The sequence below is a fragment of the Bifidobacterium phasiani genome (assembly GCF_019331775.1).
Lineage (GTDB): Bacteria > Actinomycetota > Actinomycetes > Actinomycetales > Bifidobacteriaceae > Bifidobacterium > Bifidobacterium phasiani.
Genome location: NZ_JAHBBD010000013.1, coordinates 21181 through 41678 on the forward strand (window position 1 = coordinate 21181; position 20498 = coordinate 41678).

Annotated in this window: 17 protein-coding genes and 1 tRNA gene; 11 read left to right on the forward strand and 7 right to left on the reverse strand. The window is 71.6% G+C overall.

What is annotated here, in order from left to right; all coding sequences use genetic code 11:
• Positions 1-104: 104 nt before the first annotated feature.
• Both KIH73_RS06435 and rpiA read left to right on the forward strand, forming a co-directional pair.
• Entirely contained in the window at positions 105-1448 is a 1344-nt protein-coding gene (locus tag KIH73_RS06435) for a ribonuclease H family protein (RefSeq protein WP_219081726.1), read from the forward strand.
• A 172-nt stretch (positions 1449-1620) separates the two neighbouring features.
• Entirely contained in the window at positions 1621-2319 is a 699-nt protein-coding gene (gene rpiA / locus KIH73_RS06440; protein WP_219081728.1) for a ribose-5-phosphate isomerase RpiA, read from the forward strand.
• Positions 2320-2808: 489 nt separating this feature from the next.
• On the opposite strand, the gene KIH73_RS06445 is transcribed toward rpiA, so the two are convergent.
• Together KIH73_RS06445 and KIH73_RS06450 are read right to left on the reverse strand one after the other, a co-directional pair.
• The gene (locus tag KIH73_RS06445) at positions 2809-2898 is read right to left on the reverse strand and encodes a 30S ribosomal protein bS22 (protein WP_004268639.1); all 90 of its coding nucleotides are present in this window, start codon (positions 2896-2898) and stop codon (positions 2809-2811) included.
• 107 nt (positions 2899-3005) lie between these two features.
• On the reverse strand, positions 3006-3632 hold the full coding sequence (locus tag KIH73_RS06450) for a hypothetical protein (RefSeq protein ID WP_219081730.1): 627 nt from the start codon (positions 3630-3632) through the stop codon (positions 3006-3008).
• Between the two features lie 126 nt (positions 3633-3758).
• On the opposite strand from KIH73_RS06450, the gene radA reads away from it, so the two are divergent.
• From radA to KIH73_RS06485, 7 genes are all read left to right on the forward strand, one after another.
• Positions 3759-5162, forward strand: coding sequence for a DNA repair protein RadA (gene radA, locus KIH73_RS06455; protein ID WP_219081732.1), 1404 nt, complete (start codon positions 3759-3761; stop codon positions 5160-5162).
• An 80-nt stretch (positions 5163-5242) separates the two neighbouring features.
• A complete protein-coding gene (locus KIH73_RS06460) occupies positions 5243-6877 on the forward strand; it encodes an adenosylhomocysteinase (RefSeq protein WP_236022634.1) in 1635 nt (544 codons plus the stop codon).
• Positions 6874-8301 (forward strand): amidohydrolase family protein, encoded by a 1428-nt coding sequence (locus tag KIH73_RS06465; protein ID WP_219081734.1) that lies wholly within the window; start codon positions 6874-6876, stop codon positions 8299-8301. Before KIH73_RS06460 ends, KIH73_RS06465 begins: the two co-directional genes overlap by 4 nt.
• Positions 8298-8807 carry a cupin domain-containing protein gene (locus tag KIH73_RS06470; RefSeq protein WP_219081736.1) on the forward strand — a complete coding sequence of 170 codons (510 nt, stop codon included), beginning with the start codon at positions 8298-8300 and terminating at the stop codon, positions 8805-8807. The genes KIH73_RS06465 and KIH73_RS06470 overlap by 4 nt, the downstream gene beginning before the upstream one ends.
• A 126-nt stretch (positions 8808-8933) precedes the next feature.
• Positions 8934-9806 (forward strand): ABC transporter substrate-binding protein, encoded by an 873-nt coding sequence (locus KIH73_RS06475; RefSeq protein ID WP_219081738.1) that lies wholly within the window; start codon positions 8934-8936, stop codon positions 9804-9806.
• 19 nt (positions 9807-9825) lie between these two features.
• Positions 9826-10707 carry an amino acid ABC transporter permease gene (locus KIH73_RS06480; protein WP_219081740.1) on the forward strand — a complete coding sequence of 294 codons (882 nt, stop codon included), beginning with the start codon at positions 9826-9828 and terminating at the stop codon, positions 10705-10707.
• On the forward strand, positions 10704-11495 hold the full coding sequence (locus tag KIH73_RS06485) for an amino acid ABC transporter ATP-binding protein (protein ID WP_219081742.1): 792 nt from the start codon (positions 10704-10706) through the stop codon (positions 11493-11495). The genes KIH73_RS06480 and KIH73_RS06485 overlap by 4 nt, the downstream gene beginning before the upstream one ends.
• A gap of 170 nt (positions 11496-11665) precedes the next feature.
• Here KIH73_RS06485 and KIH73_RS06490 read toward each other — a convergent pair whose 3' ends face one another.
• The 5 genes from KIH73_RS06490 to nusA all read right to left on the reverse strand — a co-directional run bounded on the left by KIH73_RS06490 (position 11666) and on the right by nusA (position 18993).
• Positions 11666-12919, reverse strand: coding sequence for a riboflavin kinase (locus tag KIH73_RS06490; protein WP_219081744.1), 1254 nt, complete (start codon positions 12917-12919; stop codon positions 11666-11668).
• 76 nt (positions 12920-12995) lie between these two features.
• Positions 12996-14165 (reverse strand): tRNA pseudouridine(55) synthase TruB, encoded by a 1170-nt coding sequence (truB, locus tag KIH73_RS06495; RefSeq protein WP_219081746.1) that lies wholly within the window; start codon positions 14163-14165, stop codon positions 12996-12998.
• Positions 14162-14776, reverse strand: coding sequence for a 30S ribosome-binding factor RbfA (gene rbfA / locus KIH73_RS06500; protein ID WP_219081748.1), 615 nt, complete (start codon positions 14774-14776; stop codon positions 14162-14164). The genes truB and rbfA overlap by 4 nt, the downstream gene beginning before the upstream one ends.
• Before the next feature lie 132 nt (positions 14777-14908).
• A complete protein-coding gene (gene infB, locus KIH73_RS06505; RefSeq protein WP_219081750.1) occupies positions 14909-17737 on the reverse strand; it encodes a translation initiation factor IF-2 in 2829 nt (942 codons plus the stop codon).
• A 221-nt stretch (positions 17738-17958) separates the two neighbouring features.
• Complete coding sequence (gene nusA, locus KIH73_RS06510) at positions 17959-18993, reverse strand: transcription termination factor NusA (RefSeq protein ID WP_219081752.1); 1035 nt, start codon at positions 18991-18993, stop codon at positions 17959-17961.
• Between the two features lie 75 nt (positions 18994-19068).
• Here nusA and KIH73_RS06515 point away from each other — a divergent pair, with 75 nt between their 5' ends.
• The gene (locus tag KIH73_RS06515) at positions 19069-20130 is read left to right on the forward strand and encodes a hypothetical protein (protein WP_219081754.1); all 1062 of its coding nucleotides are present in this window, start codon (positions 19069-19071) and stop codon (positions 20128-20130) included.
• A gap of 93 nt (positions 20131-20223) precedes the next feature.
• A tRNA-Ser gene (locus tag KIH73_RS06520) sits at positions 20224-20312 on the forward strand.
• Positions 20313-20498: the final 186 nt, after the last annotated feature.

Sequence of the window (20498 nt, forward strand, 5' to 3'; positions counted from 1 at the left end):
TCACCTGAACGCGCCGAGCATATGAGGGGACGTCCCGCATGGGGGCGCCCCTTTCGCATGCCGGCGCGCCGGTCGCGTCGGAGTCGCTCCGTACAGTGGGACGCATGACGATCACGGTTTCCACAGACGGTTCGGCGCTCGGCAATCCCAACGGCCCGATGGGCTGGGCGTGGGCGGACCACGACCCGCACGCCGGCGGGCGCCCCGGGCACCGGCATCCCGGCGACTGCGACGCGGGCGGCGCCACCAACGGCACCAATCAGATCGGCGAGCTGTGCGCCGTGCTGGAGGCGCTGCGCGCGCACCCCGGCAGCGAGCCGCTGGTCATCGAAACCGACTCGCAGTACGCGATCAACTGCGCCACCACCTGGGTGCGCGGCTGGAAACGCAACGGATGGAGGAACTCGCAGAAGCAGCCGGTCAAGAACGCCCCGCTGATCAAGGCGATCGACGCGGAGCTGTCGAGGCGCGAGGGCGAGGTGAGGTTCGTATGGGTCAAGGGCCATGCGGGCAACGCCGGCAACGAAAAGGTGGACGAGCTGGCGCGCACCTATGCCGGCGACTGCCGAAGCGGCGTGCGCGACGGCTACCTGCCCCGGGAGGGCTGGCAGTCGCTGATCGCCTCCGACTACGCGAAGGGGCTGGACGTGCCCTCGGACGCGCAGCTGCTGCTGGACGGCGCCATCGACGACGACGCCTACCATCTGGGCCGCGGCCCCGAGGACGCCGACACGGACGGCGATTCCGGCGACGGCGCGCCGACCGAGGCCATCAACCGCACGCGGGTGCTGCCGGCCGTGAAGCGCGGCTCGCTCGCCGAGCGCCTGGCCGAGCCCGAGGGGGTGCCCGACTACCCGTTCGGCCCGCGCGTCGCCGGCAGCACCGCCGCGTTCGGCGGCGACCCGACCGCCACCACGGTGCTGCCGCGGAAAGCTGACTGCGAGACGACGCTGGTCGCCCTGCCGGCCGTCACGGGTTCCGGCTTCGGCGACGACGTGGATACCGTGGTCGAGGCCGAGGACGGCAACAGGGCCGTCGACGACACGGCCGCGCCGAGCGTCGGGAACGCGGCGGACGGCGCCGCCCCCGCGGACGCCGGCGTCACCGACGCCGTCGGTGACGCCGCGGACCGTGTGGACGATGCCGACGGCGGAGCCGACCACGGCAACGCCCGCGTCGCGGACGCCGACGACGCCCGCACGGCAGATGCGGCGGCGCGCGACACGCTCACGACGCACGACGCGCGGCCCGCGACCGGCACGGTGCGGCGCCGGAGTTCGGGACTGTCGGTTTCGGGCACGCTGCGCTTCTCCCCGCCGCCGGCGTCGAGCCCCACCTACGACGGCCGGCCGCGGTTCATCCGCGGCACGATCACCGTGGAGGGATTCGTGCAGGGCGACGGGACGATCGTCCTCGACTGCGCCGAGTTCGACGTCCGGCACGCCTGAACCGGACGTCCCGGCCGCCGCGCAACCGGCGCGCCCGGACCGGACCGTCGCGGCCGTCGTCGCCCGGCGCCTGACGTCCGCGATGGCCGCAGATGCGGCGCATCCGATACTATGGGGTACGGAAGTCCGGGCCGCGGGGTCCGGGCGACTATCCGTCGAAGGAGCACTCATTATGGATAAGGCACAGCAGGATGCGCTGAAGAAGGCGGCCGGCATCGAAGCCGCCAAGCTGATCGAGAACGGCATGATCGCCGGTCTGGGCACCGGATCCACCGTTCGTTTCCTCGTCGACGAGCTCGGCCGTCGCGTTCAGGAGGAGGGGCTGCGGTTCACCGGCGTCACGACCTCGCGCCGCACGCAGGAGCAGGCCGAAGGCTACGGCATCACGATCGTGGACATCGACGACGTCGACCACATCGACGTGACGATCGACGGCGCCGACGAGGTCGACAAGAACTTCAACGGCATCAAGGGCGGCGGCGCCGCACTGCTGTGGGAGAAGATCGTGGCCATCAACTCCAACAGGATCGTGTGGATCGTCGACGAGTCCAAGGTCGTCGACACCATCGGCAAGTTCCCGCTGCCTGTCGAGGTCATCCCGTTCGGCGCCGGCCAGGTCGTCAAGAAGTTCGAGGCCAAGGGCTACAAGCCGGTGCTGCGCCTGGACGCCGAGGGCCAGCCGGTGCGCACCGACGAGAACAACTACGTGGTCGACCTGCACCTCGACCGCATCGACCATCCGGAGGCGCTGGCCGAGGACCTGATCACCACCGTCGGCGTGGTGGAGCACGGCCTGTTCCTCAACATGGTGGACACCGTCATCGTCGGCGACCCGAACGGGCCGCGCGTCATGACCAACTCCAACAAGTAGGCCCGTCCCGCCGGTCCGCCGACCCGAACACGGGGCGGACGGACCGCCATGTCCACTCCGTCCGCCCCGATCGCCCCGTCCGAACCGACCGGCCTGACCGGCGCGGACGGCAGACAGGCTCGACCGAGCGGTCCGGCTCGGCCGCCGTCGGACGACGGCGTCGCGGGACGCACCCCATACGCGATGTCCGGCAGTGTGCTGTCGGCTGCCGATAAGCAGCCGGTGACACGCTGCCGGACATCGCGTATATGCCGCGTGACGCGGCTGGCGCCGCCGGACCGAACCGACATAGTCGTTGCCGGGCCAACCTTGTCGCCACGCCGGATAACGCACGAACGTCCAACGTGACGATCACGAGCCGGTTCCCGGAAGTTCCCGCAGGTTCCCGCAGCCCCGCCGGCCCGGATACGCAAGGCCCCGCCGGCAATACGCAAGGACCCCGCAGGCCAGGTGGCGTGCGGGGTCCGTCGGCGCTCATCGCGCTGAAGACTACTTGCGCTGGTGACGAGTCTTACGCAGCAGTTTGCGGTGCTTCTTCTTGCTCATCCGCTTGCGGCGCTTCTTGATGACCGAACCCATCTCAAGCCTCCGTTCCTAGAAAATCGTAAAGATTGCAACTCGCCCAATAGTACACTGCTTCGGGGACTTTGCCGATACGGCGTTCCGCGGCGCACCCCCGGATCGCGCTACAGCGGGAATTCCATGTAGAAGTCCTCGACGGACTCCCTCGCCCCCGTGGCCTGGAAGACCGCGGTGTCGTTCTGCCACACCGCGACGGCCTTGGCGTCGTCGGAGGCGTCGACGCGCGCGACGTAGTTGCCGGTGGTCTCGCCGGAGACCTTGACCTCGCCGCTGCCCAGCTCGTCGCCGGTCAGCGCGCCGGCGAGCGCATCGTACTGGGTGCGGGCCTCGTCGGCGGTCGCCCACTGCGCCACGATCAGCGTCACGTCCTGCGCGGCGTCGCCGGTCGAGTAGGTGAGCGTGTACTCCTCCAGCGGGTTCGACGTCGTCCAGCTGCCGCTGGCGCCGGCCGCGGTGCGCGCGAAATCGAGCACCGTGTCCGGCATGGCCTTGAGCAGCTCGCTGGCGTCGTCGGGCAACGCCACCGGCTCGATGCTCGGCGTGGTCTCCCGCTGCCCCTCCTGCTCCTGTTGCGTGTTCTGCTGGGGGTCGCCGCCGTCGCTGCGCACGGCCCAGCCCGGCCAGACGAACGCGGACAGCACCGCGAGGACGATGACCACCGCCGCGGCCACGACCACGGCGATCAGCTTGCCATGAGAAGAACCTGAAGAAGAACCTTGAGTATTCGCCATGCCGTCGATTCTCTCACAGCCGCATGACGCGGGCGGGTCCGCCCCGCCGCTTTCTGCGCCGGACCGACACACTCCCCCGCCGCCGGCCGTCCGCGCTTGTCGCGCAACACCGATACCGTCGAGGCCATGGCGAAGACGTCCGTGCAGTATCTGTGCTCCGAATGCGGCTGGAGCGGCCCCAAATGGTACGGCCGATGCCCCGAATGCGGCCAGTGGGGCACCATCGAGGAGTTCCACGAGGCGCGCCCCGCGGCCGCGACGCGCACCGCCGCGCCCGGAAGGACCTCGCGCACCAAGGCGCTGAGCGTGGGCGACGGCGCGCTGCGCCCGATCACCGAGGTCGGCACGGAGTCGGTGAGCCGCATACCCACCGGGTTCTGCGAGTTCGACCGCGTGCTCGGCGGCGGCATCGTGCCCGGATCCGTCGTGCTGGTGGCCGGCGAGCCCGGCATCGGCAAGTCGACGCTGCTGCTGGAGACCGCCGGCAACGTGGCCCGGGCGAGGCGCGACGGCGCCGTGCTGTACGTCTCCGGCGAGGAGTCGCAGGCGCAGGTGCGGATGCGGGCGGCGCGCATCGGGGCCGTCGAGGGCAATCTGCTGCTCGCGGCCACCACCGACCTGGCGACCGTGCTCGGGCTGATCGAGCGGGAGCGCCCGGCGCTGGCCATCGTCGACTCCGCGCAGACCATCGTCTCTCAGGACGTCGATGGCATCTCCGGCGGCTCGACGCAGGTGCGCGAGGTGGCGAGCGCGCTGATCGACACGGCGAAGACGCTGGACGTGCCGGTGCTGCTGGTCGGCCATGTGACCAAGGACGGCTCGATCGCCGGCCCGCGCACGCTGGAGCATCTCGTGGACGTGGTCTGCCAGTTCGAGGGCGACAGCGAGACCGCGCTGCGCATGCTGCGGGCGGTGAAGAACCGCTTCGGCCCGACCGACGAGGTGGGCTGCTTCGACATGAGCGGCGAGGGCATCGAGGAGGTGCGCGACCCGGCCGGGCTGTTCCTCTCCCCCGCCGACGCCCCGGTGGAGGGCACCTGCGTGACGTTCACGCTGGACGGCCACCGCAGCCTGCCGATCGAGGTGCAGGCGCTGGTCACGACCTCGGTGCTGCCGACGCCGCGGCGCGCGGTCAACGGCGTGGACGCGAACCGCATCGCGATGCTGACGGCGGTGCTGTACCGGCACGGCCGCATCAACCTGCTGTCCAACGACCTGTACGTCTCGACGATCGCGGGCGGGCTGGCGAAGGAGCCGGCCTGCGACCTGGCGATCGTGGCCGCGCTGGCGAGCGCCGCCCGGTCGCGTGCGATCCCCCGCACGACCTGCGCGATCGGCGAGATCAGCCTGACCGGGCAGGTGCGCCCGGCTCCGCGGCTGGAGCACCGGCTGCGCGAGGCGGCGCGGCTGGGGTTCACGACGGCCGTGGTGCCGCCGCTGCGACGCCCGGTGGACGTTCCCGGACTGCGGCTGGTCGAGGTCGTCACGCTGCGCGACGCGCTCGACGCCCTCGGCCTGGCGAAGCGCTGAGCCGGACGCCCGCTCCCGGCGACGGGGGTATGGGCGGCGGCCGGCCGCGGGAACGCACGGGCCCTCGTATGATGGCTCTCATGAGCACGATGACGAGAGACGACGGCCGGCGGCGCTTCGCCGCGTGGGCGGCCGCGGTGTCGCAGCGCACCAACCGCTCGCTGGCGGGGTGCCGGCTGACGGTGGCGAACGGCATCCCCGGATGCGCGGACGGCGATGACGGACGCATGGATGACGCCGCCCGGTATGACGCGCAGGGTGACGCCGCCGCCCGGAACGACGCGCAGGATGAGGGGCTCGCCGGATTCGTCGACGCGGCCGCGCAATGGGGCATGGTCGTGCGCCCCGACGCCGACGACCGCGCGCTGGACCCCGCCGCGCCGCTCGACGGCATGTTCGATTCGCGCCGTGCCTCCGGGCTCGCGGCGATGGACTACGCGCAGGCGCATATGCCGGTCACCGCGCGGCTGATCGGCGAGCTGTCGGCGTCCGGTCGCCTGGCCGGGGCGCGCATCGCGGTCTGCCTGATCCTGGAGCCGAAGACCGCGGTGCTGCTGCGGCTGCTCAGGGCCGCGGGCGCCACGGTCGGCGTGTTCTGCGAGCCCGAGTCGACCGACCAGCGCGTGGCCGAGCAGCTGCGCCGCGAGGGCGTCGTCGTCGAGGCCGACGCCGGCTGGAGCGCCGGGGAGTCGCGCCGGGGCGCGCTGCGGCTGCTCGACGAGATCCGCCCGCAGATCATCATCGACGACGGCGCCAGCTTCGCGCGGCTCGCCGCGATGGAGCGGCCGGAGCTGCTGGACGACCTGATCGGCGTGGCCGAGGAGACCACCAGCGGCGTGCGCGCCTTCCAGGCCATGCAGGACGCCGGCGCGCTCACGTTCCCCGTCATCGCCGTCAACGACAGCGTGCTGAAGACCGGCTTCGACAACATGCACGGCACCGGCGAGACCTGCGTGACCACGATGCAGCGCATCCTCGGCGCGCAGGCCTTCGACGGCGCGCGGGTCGCCGTCATCGGCTACGGTCCGGTCGGCCGCGGCTTCGCGACGCGCGTGCGGGCGCTCGGCGCGCGGGTCGCGGTGTGCGACACCGACCCGGTGGCCGCGCTGCGGGCCGTGTTCGACGGCTTCGCCGCCCTCGACGTCGACGACGCGCTGCCCGGCGCCGACATCGTGGTCTCCGCGACCGGCGTGCGGCACACGGTCACGATCGGGCATATGCGGCGCATGCGCGAGGGCGCCGTGCTGGCCGTCATCGGCGGCATCGCCAACGAGATCGCGCTCGACGAGATCCCCGGGTTCCGCGCCGAGACGGGCCGCGACGCCGTCGCGCTGCCGGTGCCCGGCGGGCCGACGCTGACGCTGCTCGCCGACGGCGACGGCGTGAACTACACCGTCGGCGGCGGCAACCCGATCGAGATCATGGACCTGAGCTTCGCGGTGCAGGCCTGCGCCGTCGCGCACCTGCTGGAGACGCGCGGCGCGCTCGCGCCGGGCCTGCACCGGCTCGACGCGGCCGCGGACCGGCGCATCGCCACGGCCGCGCTGGCCGTCCGCGGCTTCGGCGCCAGCCATGCCGACGGCGACAACGGATACGACTGGACGATGACGCGCTTCGCCGACGGCCACGGCGGGACGGCCGCATCGACCGACGCAACCGACACGACCGATACGTCCGGCACGTCCCGCACGACCGCGAAGGAGGCCCGCCGATGAGCGCGCACGACGACCCGTTGTACCGCGCGGCCCACCCGGCGCCGCTGCGGCAGGTGACGCTGTACTCGGCGCCGCTGGTCATCCCGGTCACCGGGCCGGTGATCGTCGACGGCGCGGTGGCCGTGTCCGCCGGCCGCGTCGTGCACGTGGGCACCCGCCGCTGGATGCTCGGCGTGCTCGCCGACGAGATGGCCGCCGGCGGCCGCATCGACGAGCGGCATTGGGACGGCGTGATCACGCCGGGTCTGGTGAACGCGCACACGCATCTGCAGTACACCTGCATGGCCGAGGTCGGCCGCGGACGCTACGCCGACTTCCACGACTGGGAGCGCGCGTTCGACGTGGTGTACGAGCGGCTGGGGGCCGGCGACTGGAAGGACTCGGCGCGCGCGGGCGCCCGCATGATGGTCGAGGCGGGCACCACGGCCGCCGCCGACATCGTCACCGACCCGCAGGCCGCCGACGCGCTGGCCTCGCAGGGCATGCACGGCATCGCCTACTGGGAGGTGATGAACTGGCGCAACGACGACTGGAAGACCGAGGGCGTGCGCGAGCTGGTGAACCATCTGGGCGCGATGAGCCGGGAGCGCCTGCCCAGCGTCGGCATCAGCCCGCACGCGCCGTACACGCTGGAGTCCACACCGTTCGTCGACCTGCCCGACATCGCGCGCCAGCTCGACATGCGCCTGCACATCCACCTGGCCGAGACCCCGATGGAGGCCGGCGGCGACGAGGACACGCTGACCACGTATTCGGCCGCCGCCTGGCGCGACAGCCACTGGTCCAGCTACACCGAGCTCAAGCGGGCGGGGCTGCGCGCCTCGGCCATCCAGTTCCTCGACCAGCTCGGCTCGCTCGGCCCGGACGTGCACATCGCGCACGGCGTGTGGGCGAACGCCGAGGACCGGCGCATCCTGCGCCAGCGCGGCGTCGGCGTGGCGCTGTGCCCGCGGTCGAACCGCATCACCGTGACCGGCCGCGACGCGCCGGTGCGCGAGTACCTCGAGGAGGGCAACCTGCTGGCGGTCGGCACCGACTCGCTGTCCAGCTCCCCCAGCCTCGACGTGCTCGAGGACGTGGCGACGCTCTACGACCTGGCCCGCGGGCAGGGCTACGCGGCCGCCGACCTGACCCACCGGCTCATCCGCATGATGACGCTCGGCGGCGCCCAGGAGCTCGGCATGCACGTCGGGGCCGGGCGCATCGGCCAGATCAACGCCGGCGCGACCGCCGACCTCGCCTTCTTCGGCGTCCCCGTGGACGTCGCCACGCCGCAGGGCATCGAGGACACGCTGACGACGCTGGTCCGCCACGGCGCCGGCACCAACCGGGCCACCGTCATCGCCGGCCGGCTCGTGTACAACGACGGCGCCTTCGAGGCGCCCGTCGACACCGACAGCACCACGGAAAGGAGCACACCATGAGCGTCGCGCTCGACGACATGAGCCCGTACGCCCGATCGGTCGTGGACCGACTCGGGCTCGAACCGCATCCCGAGGGCGGATGGTACGTCCGCGACTGGCAGTCGCCGATCGCGGACCGGTCCGGCGACCGGCCGCTGTCCTCGCTGATCTACTTCCTGCTGGCGCAGGGCGACGCCAGCGCCTGGCACAAGGTCGACGCCGACGAGATCTGGCTGTGGCACGGCCCGGCCCCGGTGACCATCGAGCTCGGCGGCGACGGCCCCGCGCCCGCCGGTCCGGATCGCGCCGTGACGCTGGGCGCCGGCATCGCGACGGACGACGCGCAGGGGCCAGTCGGCCACCTGGTCATCCCGGCGGGCGTCTGGCAGCGCACGGTCCCCGGCCGCGGCGACGCCCTCGTCTCCTGCGTGGTCAGCCCCGGATTCGAGTTCGCCGGCTTCACGCTGCAGCAGACGGAGCAAACGGACCCGGTACAGCCGACGGACCGGACGCGGCCGACGGCATAAGCGGAATCGATGGCGTCCCATCGCGAAAAACGATGGCCACGCCATGGCGCGGTAACACGCGGCAGCATAGTATAGCTGTGGTTATCCGTCGCACGGCAACCGATTGACAGAACAGGAGAGACATCTATGGCATTCCATGGCAAGCAGTTCGCACGCGCCTTCGCGGCGACCCTGAGCATCGCGGCCCTCGCCCTGACCGCCGCCTGCGGATCCGGCGACTCCGATGCCGCCGGCGACAACGCGGCCGACGCCTCCGGCGACATCACCCAGCAGACCGTCACCCCGGGCAAGCTGACGATCGCCACCGGCGACCCGGCGTACGAGCCGTGGGTGATGAACGACGACCCGGAGTCCGGCGAGGGCTACGAGGCCGCCGTCGCCTACGCCGTCGCCGAGAAGCTCGGCTTCAGCGACGAGGACGTGGTCTGGACCCGCACCTCGTTCGAGACGGCCATCGCGCCGGGCGCGAAGGACTGGGACATGAACATCCAGCAGTTCGGCATCACCGACGAGCGCAAGAACGCCGTCGACTTCTCGTCGCCGTACTTCAAGGACACCCGCGCGGTGATCGTCAAGAAGGACGGCCCGTACGCGAACGCCACCAGCCTGGCCGACCTCAAGGACGCCGTGATCGGCGCGACCGTCGGCACGCAGGGCTACACCGTCGCCTCCGAGAAGATCAACGACAACGTGCAGACCTTCAACGACGACGCCTCGCTCGCCCAGGCGCTCGACGCCGGCCAGATCGACGCGCTGGTCGCCGACACGACCGTGTGCGTGTACATGGTGGACTCCGGCCAGGTCGCCGACGGCGTGGTGATCGGCCGCATCGCCGGCTCCGAGGACGTCGACGGCATGGGCATCGTGCTGCCGAAGGGCTCCAAGCTCACCGACGCGGTCTCCGACGCGGTCGACGAGCTGACCGAGGACGGCACGCTGGCCCAGCTGCAGGAGCAGTGGCTGTCCGAGTACACCTCCGACCTGCCCGAACTGGCCTGACCGCGCATCCGGAACAGCCATGAACGTTTCGGAGCCGACCCCCGATGACCTCGCCCGCGGCGACGCCGTGAGCGAGGTCGAACTCTCCCGCCGCCGCTACCGCCGCGGACAGCAGCTCAGGTCCGTGGCCATCAGCCTGGCCAGCACCGTCGTGCTGGTCGCGCTCGTGGTGGTCGGGCTGACGATGTCGCCCGGCTGGCCGAGGGTCAAGGAGACCTTCTTCTCCGCCGAGTACTTCGTCGCCTCGTTCCCCGAGGTGCTGGACGGCCTGTGGCTGAACCTGCGCATCCTCGTCGTCGCCGTGATCGGCGTGGCGGTCCTCGCCACGGTCATCGCGCTGATCCGCACCAGCCGCAATCCGGTGCTGTTCCCGCTGCGCGTGATCGCGACGGTGTACACCACCGTCATGCGCGGCATCCCGATGATCGTGCTGCTGTACCTGATCGGCTTCGGCATCCCCGGGCTGGGCCTGTTCGGCCGCATCGACCCGGCCGTCCTGGGCACGATCGCCATCGTCATCGGCTACTCGGCGTACGTCGCCGAGGTGCTGCGTGCCGGCTTCAACGACGTGCACCCCTCGCAGCGCGCCTCGGCGCGCTCGCTGGGCCTGACCGCGGGGCAGACGACACGGCTCGTGGTCATCCCCCAGGCGCTGCGCAAGGTGACGCCGGCGCTGATGAACGACTTCATCTCGATGCAGAAGGACGTCGGCCTGATATCGGTGCTGGGCGCCGTGGACGCCGTGCGCGCCGCGCAGATCGAGGTGGCCAGCTCGTACAACTTCACCCCGTATGTGGTGGCCAGCCTGCTGTTCATCCTGATGAGCGTGCCGTTCATCCTGCTCAGCGACTGGTATTCGGAGCGCCTGCGCAGGCGCGAGCAGAGCGGAGGCGTCGTATGACGGAAGCAACGCAACGCACGGACGGAACCGCCACGACCGGCGCGGACGGCGGCGCGCCGGTCGTGCTGCGGCTGGACAACATCCGCAAGTCCTTCGGCGCCACCCACGTGCTCAACGGCATCTCCTTCGACGTGCGGCAGCACGAGGTCGTGGCGCTGCTCGGCCCCTCGGGCTCGGGCAAGTCGACGCTGATGAAGTGCGTGAACCTGCTCGAGCGCGTGGACGACGGCCAGATCTGGCTGGGCGGGACCGACATCACCGACCCGCGCGCCGACCAGGACCGGATCCGCGCGCGCATCGGCGTGGTGTTCCAGCAGTTCAACCTGTTCCCGCACATGTCGGTGATCAGGAACGTGACGCTCGCGGCGCGCAAGGTCCACCACTGGCCCAAGGACCGCGCCGAGGCGCGCGCGCTGGAGCTGCTCGACCGCATCGGCATGCGCGCCAAGGCGGGCGCCTACCCGGACCAGCTGTCCGGCGGCCAGCAGCAGCGCGTCGCCATCGCCCGCGCGCTGATGACGAACCCCGAGCTGCTGCTGCTCGACGAGATCACCTCCGCGCTCGACCCGATGCTGGTCGGCGAGGTGCTCGACATGGTCGCCGAGCTCAAGGATCAGGGCACGACGATCCTGATGGCCACGCACGAGATGGGCTTCGCCCATGACGCGGCCGACCGCGTGGTGCTGCTGCGGCGCGGCGTCATCGCCGAGAACGGCACCCCGCGCGAGGTGATGGACGAGTCGCAGGACCCCGAGACCAAGGAGTTCTTCAGCCACTTCCGCAGCTAGCCGTCAGGCGTCCATGACCATAGGCAAAGGCCGCACGCCCGGAGTCGGGGCGTGCGGCCTTTTGCGTGTGTGCTGCGTCGTCGGTCGGGTGTCGCACGCGGACGGACAGGAGGACGGGGTGGATGGGGGGACGCGGATGATGTGCAGGCCAGGACCGACGGGCAGGCCCTTTACGCCCCGACCAGACTCCGGGTCTGGTCCACGTAGGAGTTGAGCGCGGCGACGAGGGCGTCGGCACCGTCGTAGCGGACCATCGGGTTGAGGAAGCCGACGAACTCGAAGCGCACGCGGTGGCCGTACAGGTCCAGCCACGCGCCGTCGTCGGTGATCGCGTACGCCTCGGCGACGCGCTCGTGCAGGCCGGTCCGCTCGCTGAACGTCGGCTTGGTGCCGATCGAGATCGCGGCCGGCCAGCGGTATCCGGAGTCCGGGGCCATGCGCGCGGCGATGTCGGAGTGGTCGGCGGTGCGCACGACCGTGCCGTGGTCCCGGCGGTCCGCGGCATCCGCCTTGTCTGCGGCGCCGTCGGCGGCCGCCGGGCCCAGGTCGACCAGCCAGCCGGCGTACACGCCGTCGACCGGCAGGTAGCCGTCGATGCGGCCGCCGAGGTTCGCCGTCGGGAAGCCGAGCATGCGGCCGCGCTCCTCGCCGTGCACGACCACGCCCTCGACGCCGTGCCGCGCCCCGAGGATCTCGTTCGCGGCGACGATGCGGCCCCGCCCCAGCAGGTAGCGCACGTTCGTCGAGCTCCACACGCGGGTCTTGCGGCCCTGGTGCCGCTTGCTCCAGGCGCGCAGCTGCGCCTTGGTCATCCCCTCGGTCGGGTCCTTCGGCTCGCCCGGCTCGGTGGGCGCCTGCGGCGTCGCGTCGGCGGGGATGCGCACGTACCCGGGGCCGAGGTCGTCGACCACGTCGAGCTCGAACACGCCGGTGGCCGCCGCAAGCGTGGCGATGGCCTCGACGTCGCCCTCGCGGTTGTTGCCCATCGCGGCGTCGGCGCCGAGCACCAGCGTGCGCATGCCGACCTTGCCGACCATCTGGCCAAGGAAGAACCGATACGATTTGGCGGCGAACGCCAGCGAGTAGCGCACGACGAGCACGCGGTCCACGCCGAGCCCGTCCATCACGCGCAGCCGCTGGTCGACGCCGGTCAGCGCGTCCGCGTCGATGGTGCCGGCCGGCGGTTCGGCGCCATCGTGCGCGGCCGCGTAGCGGTGCACCAGGCCGGGCCGGGGGTCGAACAGCACGACCACGGCGAACGAGTCCGTCTTCCGGGCCAGCTCCACGACGCGGCCGACCACCGCGCGATGCCCGCGGTGCATGCCGTCGAACACGCCGACGGTCACCACGGATTTGCGGTCCATGCTCGGCGCCGGCCAGTCGACCATGCCCTGCTCATCGGGAATCAGCGTGATGACTTCCATACCCGTCCTTCGATCGCATCGTTCATTCGTCACAAGCTGGATTAACTGTAGCAGTCGCCGCCGAAGGCCCCACGGATCACGCGGGGAACACGGTCACCGGCTTGGCCATGCCGCGACCGCACGGCTCGACGACGGCCACCAGGTCGTCGGCGTCGGGGACGTACGCCGCGATGCGGGGGCGTTCCCCGCCGGCGGCGGCGCGCGCCATATCCCGGGAGTCCGGAGCCGTCCGCGGCATCGGAGCCCCGGCCGCGGGGGCGTCGCCGGCCGTCGGATCCCCCGTCCCCGGCGGGACGACGGCGGCCGGGTCCAGCGCGATGCGCCGGCCGAAGCGCAGGTCGCGCGCCTGTACGGCGTCGACGGCGACGCAGGGCATCGCGGCGCGGGCGGCCTCGACCAGCGAGAGCGCCGACGCGGCGAGCCGTTCCGGCGTGCCGTCGAGCACGGCGCGGTTGCGCACCACGGTCCCTCCCTCGCGGTTGGTGAACGTACGCTGTTCGGCGTGCGCGGCGACCACGCGCGGGTCGTCGATCCGGTACCCGCCGACGCGCGTGCGGCGCAGCCTGGTCAGGTGGCCGCCGACGCCCAGCGCCTCGCCCAGGTCGCGGGCGAGCGCGCGGATGTAGGTGCCGGCCGAGCAGCTCACGCGCACGTCGACGTCGATGACCGGCGTCATCGGCCCGTCGTCGCGGCGCTCCCCCAGCGGCAGGCCGGAGGTCGCGGCGCAGGCCTCGCCCGCGCGTACGCCCAGCACGGCGAACTCGTCGATGTTCACCGGTCGGGCCTTGAGCGCGACCTGCTCGCCCTCGCGGGCGAGGTCGTAGGCGCGCCGCCCGTTGATCTTGATGGCCGAGTAGGCGTTCGGCACCTGCTCGATGGCGCCGGTGAAGCGCTCGGCGATCGTGGACTCGATTCTCTCGGGGGTGATCGCGGCGATGCGCGGCCCCGGTTCGTCGGCGGCCCCGGCGGGCAGCGGCTCGCCGTCGGCGTCGTCGGTCGTGGTGCGCTGGCCGAGCCGGATCGTCGCCTCGTAGGTCTTGTCGTGGTCGACGATCACGTTGAGCAGCCGGGTCGCGTTGCCGAAGCCGACGACCAGCACGCCGGTGGCCATCGGGTCGAGCGTGCCGGCGTGGCCGACGCGTTTCATGTGGAACACGCCGCGCACGGCCGCGACCACGTCATGGCTGGTCACGCCCTGCGGCTTGTCGACGATCAGCAGGCCGGAGCCCGGGGCGGCGGCGCTCATGCGCGCGCGGCCGCCCGGCCGTCGGCGTCGTCCGCGTCGGACGTGTCGAACGTATCGTCGTCGGACGGTTCGGCCGCCGCGGTGGCCTCGAGGTCGATGTCCTCGAGGTCGTCCCAGTCGTCGTCATCGTCCATGTCGTCGTCCGCGTCGTCATCCCGGTCCGCGTCCTCGTCGCGCTCCTCGGGGTGGCGGTACGGGTCGGCCTCGCCGGCGTACTCGGCGTGCTCGCGCGCCTTGGCCAGCTCCTCGTCGCGCCGGCGGGCGACGGCGAGGATGTCCTCGATCTCGTGCGCCTCGCCCGGCACCTCGTCGAAGACGAACTGCAGCTGCGGGGTCAGGCGCAGGCCGGCCTTGGTGCCGACCAGCGAGCGCAGGCGGCCCTTGGCCTGCTCCAGCGCCTCCTTGGCGCGCTGACGCTCGCCGCGCTCCTTGCCCGAGTGGCCGAGCTGGGTCCAGTACACCCTGGCGATCTGCAGATCGTTGGTGACGCGCACCTCGGTGATCGTCACGTTCGCCAGGCGCTTGTCATGCAGATGCGTCTCCATCGAGGAGGCGATCACGCGCTGGATCAGCGCCGCGATGCGCGCGGCGCGGGGATTGGTTCCTGCCATGGAAAGGTCCTATCGTCGAGGCCCGCGGGGCGGGCCGGAATGCTGCTTACTACAGGAACAACGCACACCCCGGGCATGGCCGGGATGTGCGTTGCCGTATTGCGGCGCCACGGTCGCGCGGCGCGGCGGGCGCTACTTGCGCTCGACCTCCTGCATCTCGAAGGTCTCGATGACGTCGCCGATCTCGATGTCGTTGAACGAGCCGAGGTTGATGCCGGCCTCGAAGCCCTCCTTGACCTCGGTGACGTCGTCCTTGAAGCGACGCAGCGAGGAGATCTCCAGGTCGTTGACCGTCGCGACGCCGTTGCGCAGGATGCGGCACTTGGTGCCGCGCTTGACGATGCCGTCCTGCACCATGACGCCGGCGATGTTGCCCCACTTGGAGGAGCGGAAGATCTCGCGGATCTCGGAGTGGGAGGTCACGACCTCCTCGTACTCCGGCTTGAGCATGCCCTTGAGCGACGCCTCGATGTCCTCGATCGCCTTGTAGATGACCGAGTAGTACTTGATCTCGACGCCCTCGCGCTCGGCCAGATCCGCCACCTGGCGGTTCGGGCGCACGTTGAAGCCGATGATGACGGCCTTGTCGACCGTCGCGAGGTTGACGTCGTTCTGGGTGATCGCGCCGACGCCGCGGTGGATCACCTGGATGCCGACCTCGTCGGACACCTCGATCTTCATCAGCGAGTCCTCGAGCGCCTCGACCGAACCGGACGAATCGCCCTTGATGACGATGTTGAGCATGTCGATCTCGGACTTGGCGAACTGCTCCTTGAGGCTCTCGAGCGAGACGACCTTGCGGCGCTTGGCCAGCTGCGCGGCGCGCTCGGTGGCCTGGCGCTTCTCGGCGATCTGACGCGCGGTGCGGTCGTCCGGGGCCACCAGGAACAGGTCGCCCGCGGTCGGCACCGAGGTCAGGCCGAGCACCTGCACCGGGGTGGAGGGCAGCGCGGCCTTCATCTGGTTGCCGTTCTCGTCGAGCATCGCGCGGACGCGGCCGTACGACGTGCCGGCCACGATCGCGTCGCCGACGTGCAGCGTGCCCTGCTGGACCAGCACGGTCGCCACGGCGCCGCGGCCCTTGTCGAGTCGGGCCTCGACGGTCGCGCCGCGCGCGTCCATGTCCGGGTTCGCGCGCAGGTCGAGCTCGGCGTCCGCGGTCAGCAGCACGGCCTCGAGCAGCTTGTCGACGTTGGTGCCCTGCTTCGCGGAGATGTCGACGAACATCGTGTCGCCGCCGTACTCCTCCGGCACCAGGCCGAACTCGGTGAGCTGGCCGCGCACCTTCTCGGGGTTCGCGCCGGGCACGTCGATCTTGTTCACGGCCACGACGATCGGCACATGCGCCGACTGCGCGTGGTTGATCGCCTCGACGGTCTGCGGCATCACGCCGTCGTCGGCGGCGACCACCAGGATCGCCACGTCGGTCAGCTCGGCGCCGCGGGCGCGCATGGCGGTGAACGCCTCGTGGCCCGGGGTGTCGAGGAAGGTGATGCGGCGCTCCTCGCCCTCCAGCGTCACCGTCACCTGGTAGGCGCCGATGCGCTGGGTGATGCCGCCGGCCTCGCCGGCGATGACGTTGGTGCGGCGGATCGTGTCGAGCAGTCGGGTCTTGCCGTGATCGACATGGCCCATGACGGTGACCACCGGCGGACGCGGCTTGAGGTCCTCGTCCTCCTGCAGCTGCTCCTCGTCCAGGTCGATGTCGAACTGCTGCAGCAGCTCCTTGTCCTCCTCCTCGGCGGACACGATCTTGATGTTCCAGCCGATCTCCTCGCCGAGGATCTGGAACGTCGACTCGTCCAGCGACTGGGTGGCCGTGGCCATCTCGCCGAGATGGAACAGCACGGTGACCAGCGCGGCCGGATTGACGTTGATCTTCTCGGCCAGGTCGGACAGCGAGGCGCCCTGGCGCAGACGGATGGTCTGGCCGTTGCCCGCGGGGATGCGCACGCCGCCGATCGTCGGCGCCTTCATCTCCTGGAACTCATGACGCTTCGCGAGCCTGTTCTTGCGGGCCTTCGAGGACTTGCCGCCCTGACGGCCGAACGCGCCCGCCGCGCCGCCGCGGCCGCGGCCGCCGCCACGCGCCGGCCCGCTGTTCGAGCCGCCCTGGTAGCCGCCCGAGGCGCCGCCGAAGCGGTTGCCGCCGGCCGGACGGCCGTTGCCGCCGCCCTGGCCCGGACGATGCTGGCCCCACTGCCCCGGCTTGGCGCCCTGGGCGCCCTGGCCTGGACGACCGCGGAACCCGCCGCGGCCGCCGCCCTGGCCCGGACGACCGCCGCGGTTGCGGCTGTTCTCCACGGTCGGGCGCGCCATCGGATGCGGGCGCGGGATGTCGCTCGGCGTCGGGGTGTGCATGCCCTGCTTGCGGCTGAACGGATTGTTGCCCGGGCGCGGGGTCTGCGAGCGCGCGGACGAATCCTGCTGCGGACGCGGGGCCGGCGTGGGGGCGGCGCCGGAACGGCCGGGCCTGCCGCCCTGCTGGCGGGAGCCCTGCGGGCGCGCGCCCGGCTTCGGCTGCGCGGAACGCTGCTGGGACGGCTTCGGCGTCGGCTGGCCGTGGCCGCCCGGACGGCCCTGCGACTGGGCATGGCCGGAGGCGGGCTGCTGGCCGCGGCCGGCGCCCGGCTTCGGGGCCTGCTGGCCGGGCTTGGGGGCCGGGGTCGGCCTGGACGATTCGCTCTTCGGCGCGCCGGGCTTCGGGGCGTTGCCGTGCCCGCCGGCGTGATGCGCGCCCGGCGTCGGGGCCTCGCGCTTGGGCGCGGGCTTCTTCTGCTGCGGCTCGGGCTGCCCCTCCCCCTGCTTGGGGAACGCCGCCCTCAGGCGGCGCGCGACCGGGGGCTCCACGGTCGAGGACGCCGACTTGACGAACTCTCCCATCTCCTTGAGCTTCTCAAGGACGGTCTTGCTGTCGACGCCAAATTCCTTGGCCAGATCATATACGCGTGCTTTCGGCACTCATTCTCTCCTATTCTGCGACCGCGCATATGACTGCACGGTCACTCTTCGGTGACGGCGAGCTTACCCTGTCTCATCGTTCGACCATGTTCGTGATTACCTCGTTCTGTACCGTGGCGCAGGCATGGGTGGCCGGCGCTCGGAATACCGCAGTCCAGCATACTCGCGGCTGTGGATGTGGCGCGGTCCGCGAGTTCGCCGGAAACCGCCCCGCCGGGGGACTACGCCTCGTGCCGCTCCTCGCGCTCCTCGCGCTGGTGCGCCTCGGCGGACTCGATGCCGATCTTCCAGCCGGTGAGCTTGGCGGCCAGGCGGGCGTTCTGCCCCTCCTTGCCGATCGCCAGCGACAGCTGGTCGTCGTGGATGAAGGCGACGGCGGTCTTGTTCTTCTCGCTGATCACCTTCACGCCGGTCGCCACGGCCGGCGACAGCGCGGCCGCGACGAACTTCGCCGGGTCGGCCGACCAGTCGACGATGTCGATCTTCTCCGGGCCGAGGTTCTCCATCACCGCGCGCACGCGGGCGCCGCCGGGGCCGATCAGCGCGCCCTTGGGGTTCACGCCGTCGGTGTTGGCGCGCACCGCGATCTTGGTGCGGGCGCCGGCCTCGCGGGCGATCGCCATGATCGAGACCGCGCCGGAGACCAGCTCCGGGACCTCGCGCTCGAACAGGCGGCGCACCAGCTCCGGGTGCGAGCGCGAGACGATGATCTCCGGGCCCTTCAGGCCGCGGGCCACGTTCACCACGTACACGCGCAGACGCTCGCCGTGGCGGTAGCGCTCGCCCGGCACCTGCTCGCGGCGCGGCAGGATGGCCTCGACGTCGCCGACCGCGATGTGCACGTTCGCCGTGTCCTTGGCGTCCTGCTGCACCACGCCGGTGATCAGCTTGCCCTTCTGGCCGGAGAACGCGCCGAAGATCTTGTCGTCCTCGGCCTTGCGGAACAGCTGGGAGATCACCTGGCGCGCGGTCGAGGCGGCGAGGCGGCCGAAGTCGCGCGGGGTGTCGTCGTATTCCTCGCCGAGCCGCGGGGCCGGGTGCGGGTCCTCCTCGGTCGGCTCGACCGGGATCTCGTCCCGGGCCCACACCGTGAAGGTGCCGGCCCGGTCGTCGAGCTCGATCCGCGCATGCTTCGCGGCATGCGGCGTTTTCATGTAGGCGAGGCGCAAGGCCTCCGCAAGAGCGGCATCCAGCGTCTCGGGGTCGATTCCCTGCTCAGCGGCAAGCTGATGCATTCCGTTCAGGTCCAGTTCCATCTTCAAGACCTCCTATGAAGTTATGTCCGAGCGCTTAGCCCAAATGGTCACAGTCGGATACTAGTGTAAAGGCTTATGCAGACACGTCAGACTCGCGGATCCGCGTGTTCCGCCGGCGGCTTACTGAGGCTTGCGGCGGCGGTCGCCGGCACCGCCCTCGCGCTGTCGGCGTGCTCGCCGCCACGCATCGACGGGCGTGCCGAGGCCGAGCAGGAGCCCAGCCCGTGCGAAAACGCGCTGTACGCGGCGCTCGGCCACGACGCGACGGCCGATTCCGCGGCCCCCGCCCTGCTGCGCTACCACGCGCTGCGCGCCGCATGGGGCGAGTGGCTCGACGTGGCGGCCAACTGCCCGACGCGCTTCGACGAGGGCGTGCTGCGCGCGGCCAAGGCCGCGGCGCGCGCCGTCGTGCTGGGCGGGCGCTGGGGCGTCGAGCCGGGCGATTGGGACGATACGGTCGAGGCCGCGGCGATGGACGCGGACACCGACCTCGCCGGGCTGTCGGCGCGGATCGACGCGGCCGGGGCCGCGCTGGCCGAGGACCGCGCCGGATTCGCCGTCGAGGTGCTGGCCGCGCGGGGCGCCGCCGGCGCGTCGCTGACGCTGAGCGACCGGCACAAGGCCGCCGCCGAACTGCTGGCGTCGCTGTCCGACGAGGACGCGCGGCTCAAGGTCTATGACGTCGCCGCGATCCTGGCCTCCCCGGACGCCGCCGTCGACGCGGCCAACGGACTGCGCGCGTCGACCCTCGCCGTCGTCGAGATGGACTGCGCGCGCTCGCTGGTCGCCGCCGCGGGCGACGCGGAGGCCGACGGCGGCGCCGATGCCGATGCGACCGACGCTGATGCGGATGCCGATGCCGTCGCCAGTGCCGACGACGGCGGGACCGTTGGCGGCACCGGCGACGCAGGCGCAACCGGCAATGGGGCTGATGGTGACGCCGGTACGGAGGTCGGCGGTACCGACGCCGTCGCCGGCACCGGAAGCGCCGCCGATGACGCCGACGGGCTCGCCGAGGCGGCACGAATCGCGGCGCTGCGCGGCTACGCGGCGCTGGCGGCCTCTCATGCGTACCAGGCGTTCCGCTCCGGCTACCCGATGTTCGACGAGGCGCTGTTCGCGCAGGACGCGGGCTGACGGCGGCGCCCGGGCCGGGCGGCACGCGCGAAACACGCGGTTTGACGCATCGAAAACTTATGGCATAATGGACAAGTTGCTTGTGCAACCTATGGATGAGTGTCCGAGCGGTCTAAGGAGCACGCCTCGAAAGCGTGTGAGGGCGAACCCCTCCGCGAGTTCGAATCTCGCCTCATCCGCCATCGCCCGTACCGAGCTGGCTCGGTACGGGTTTTTCGTATGCGACGCGCCCCGTCGCCCCCGTCAGCCCGTATCAGCCCCCGTCCGCGAAGGCGGGCGCCCCGGCGCCGGGTTGAAGGCCCGGGCCCGCACGCCGGCAACGGTCCGGCATCGCCCCACCGGTGCTCGCCTCCCGCCCGTCGGCCCGA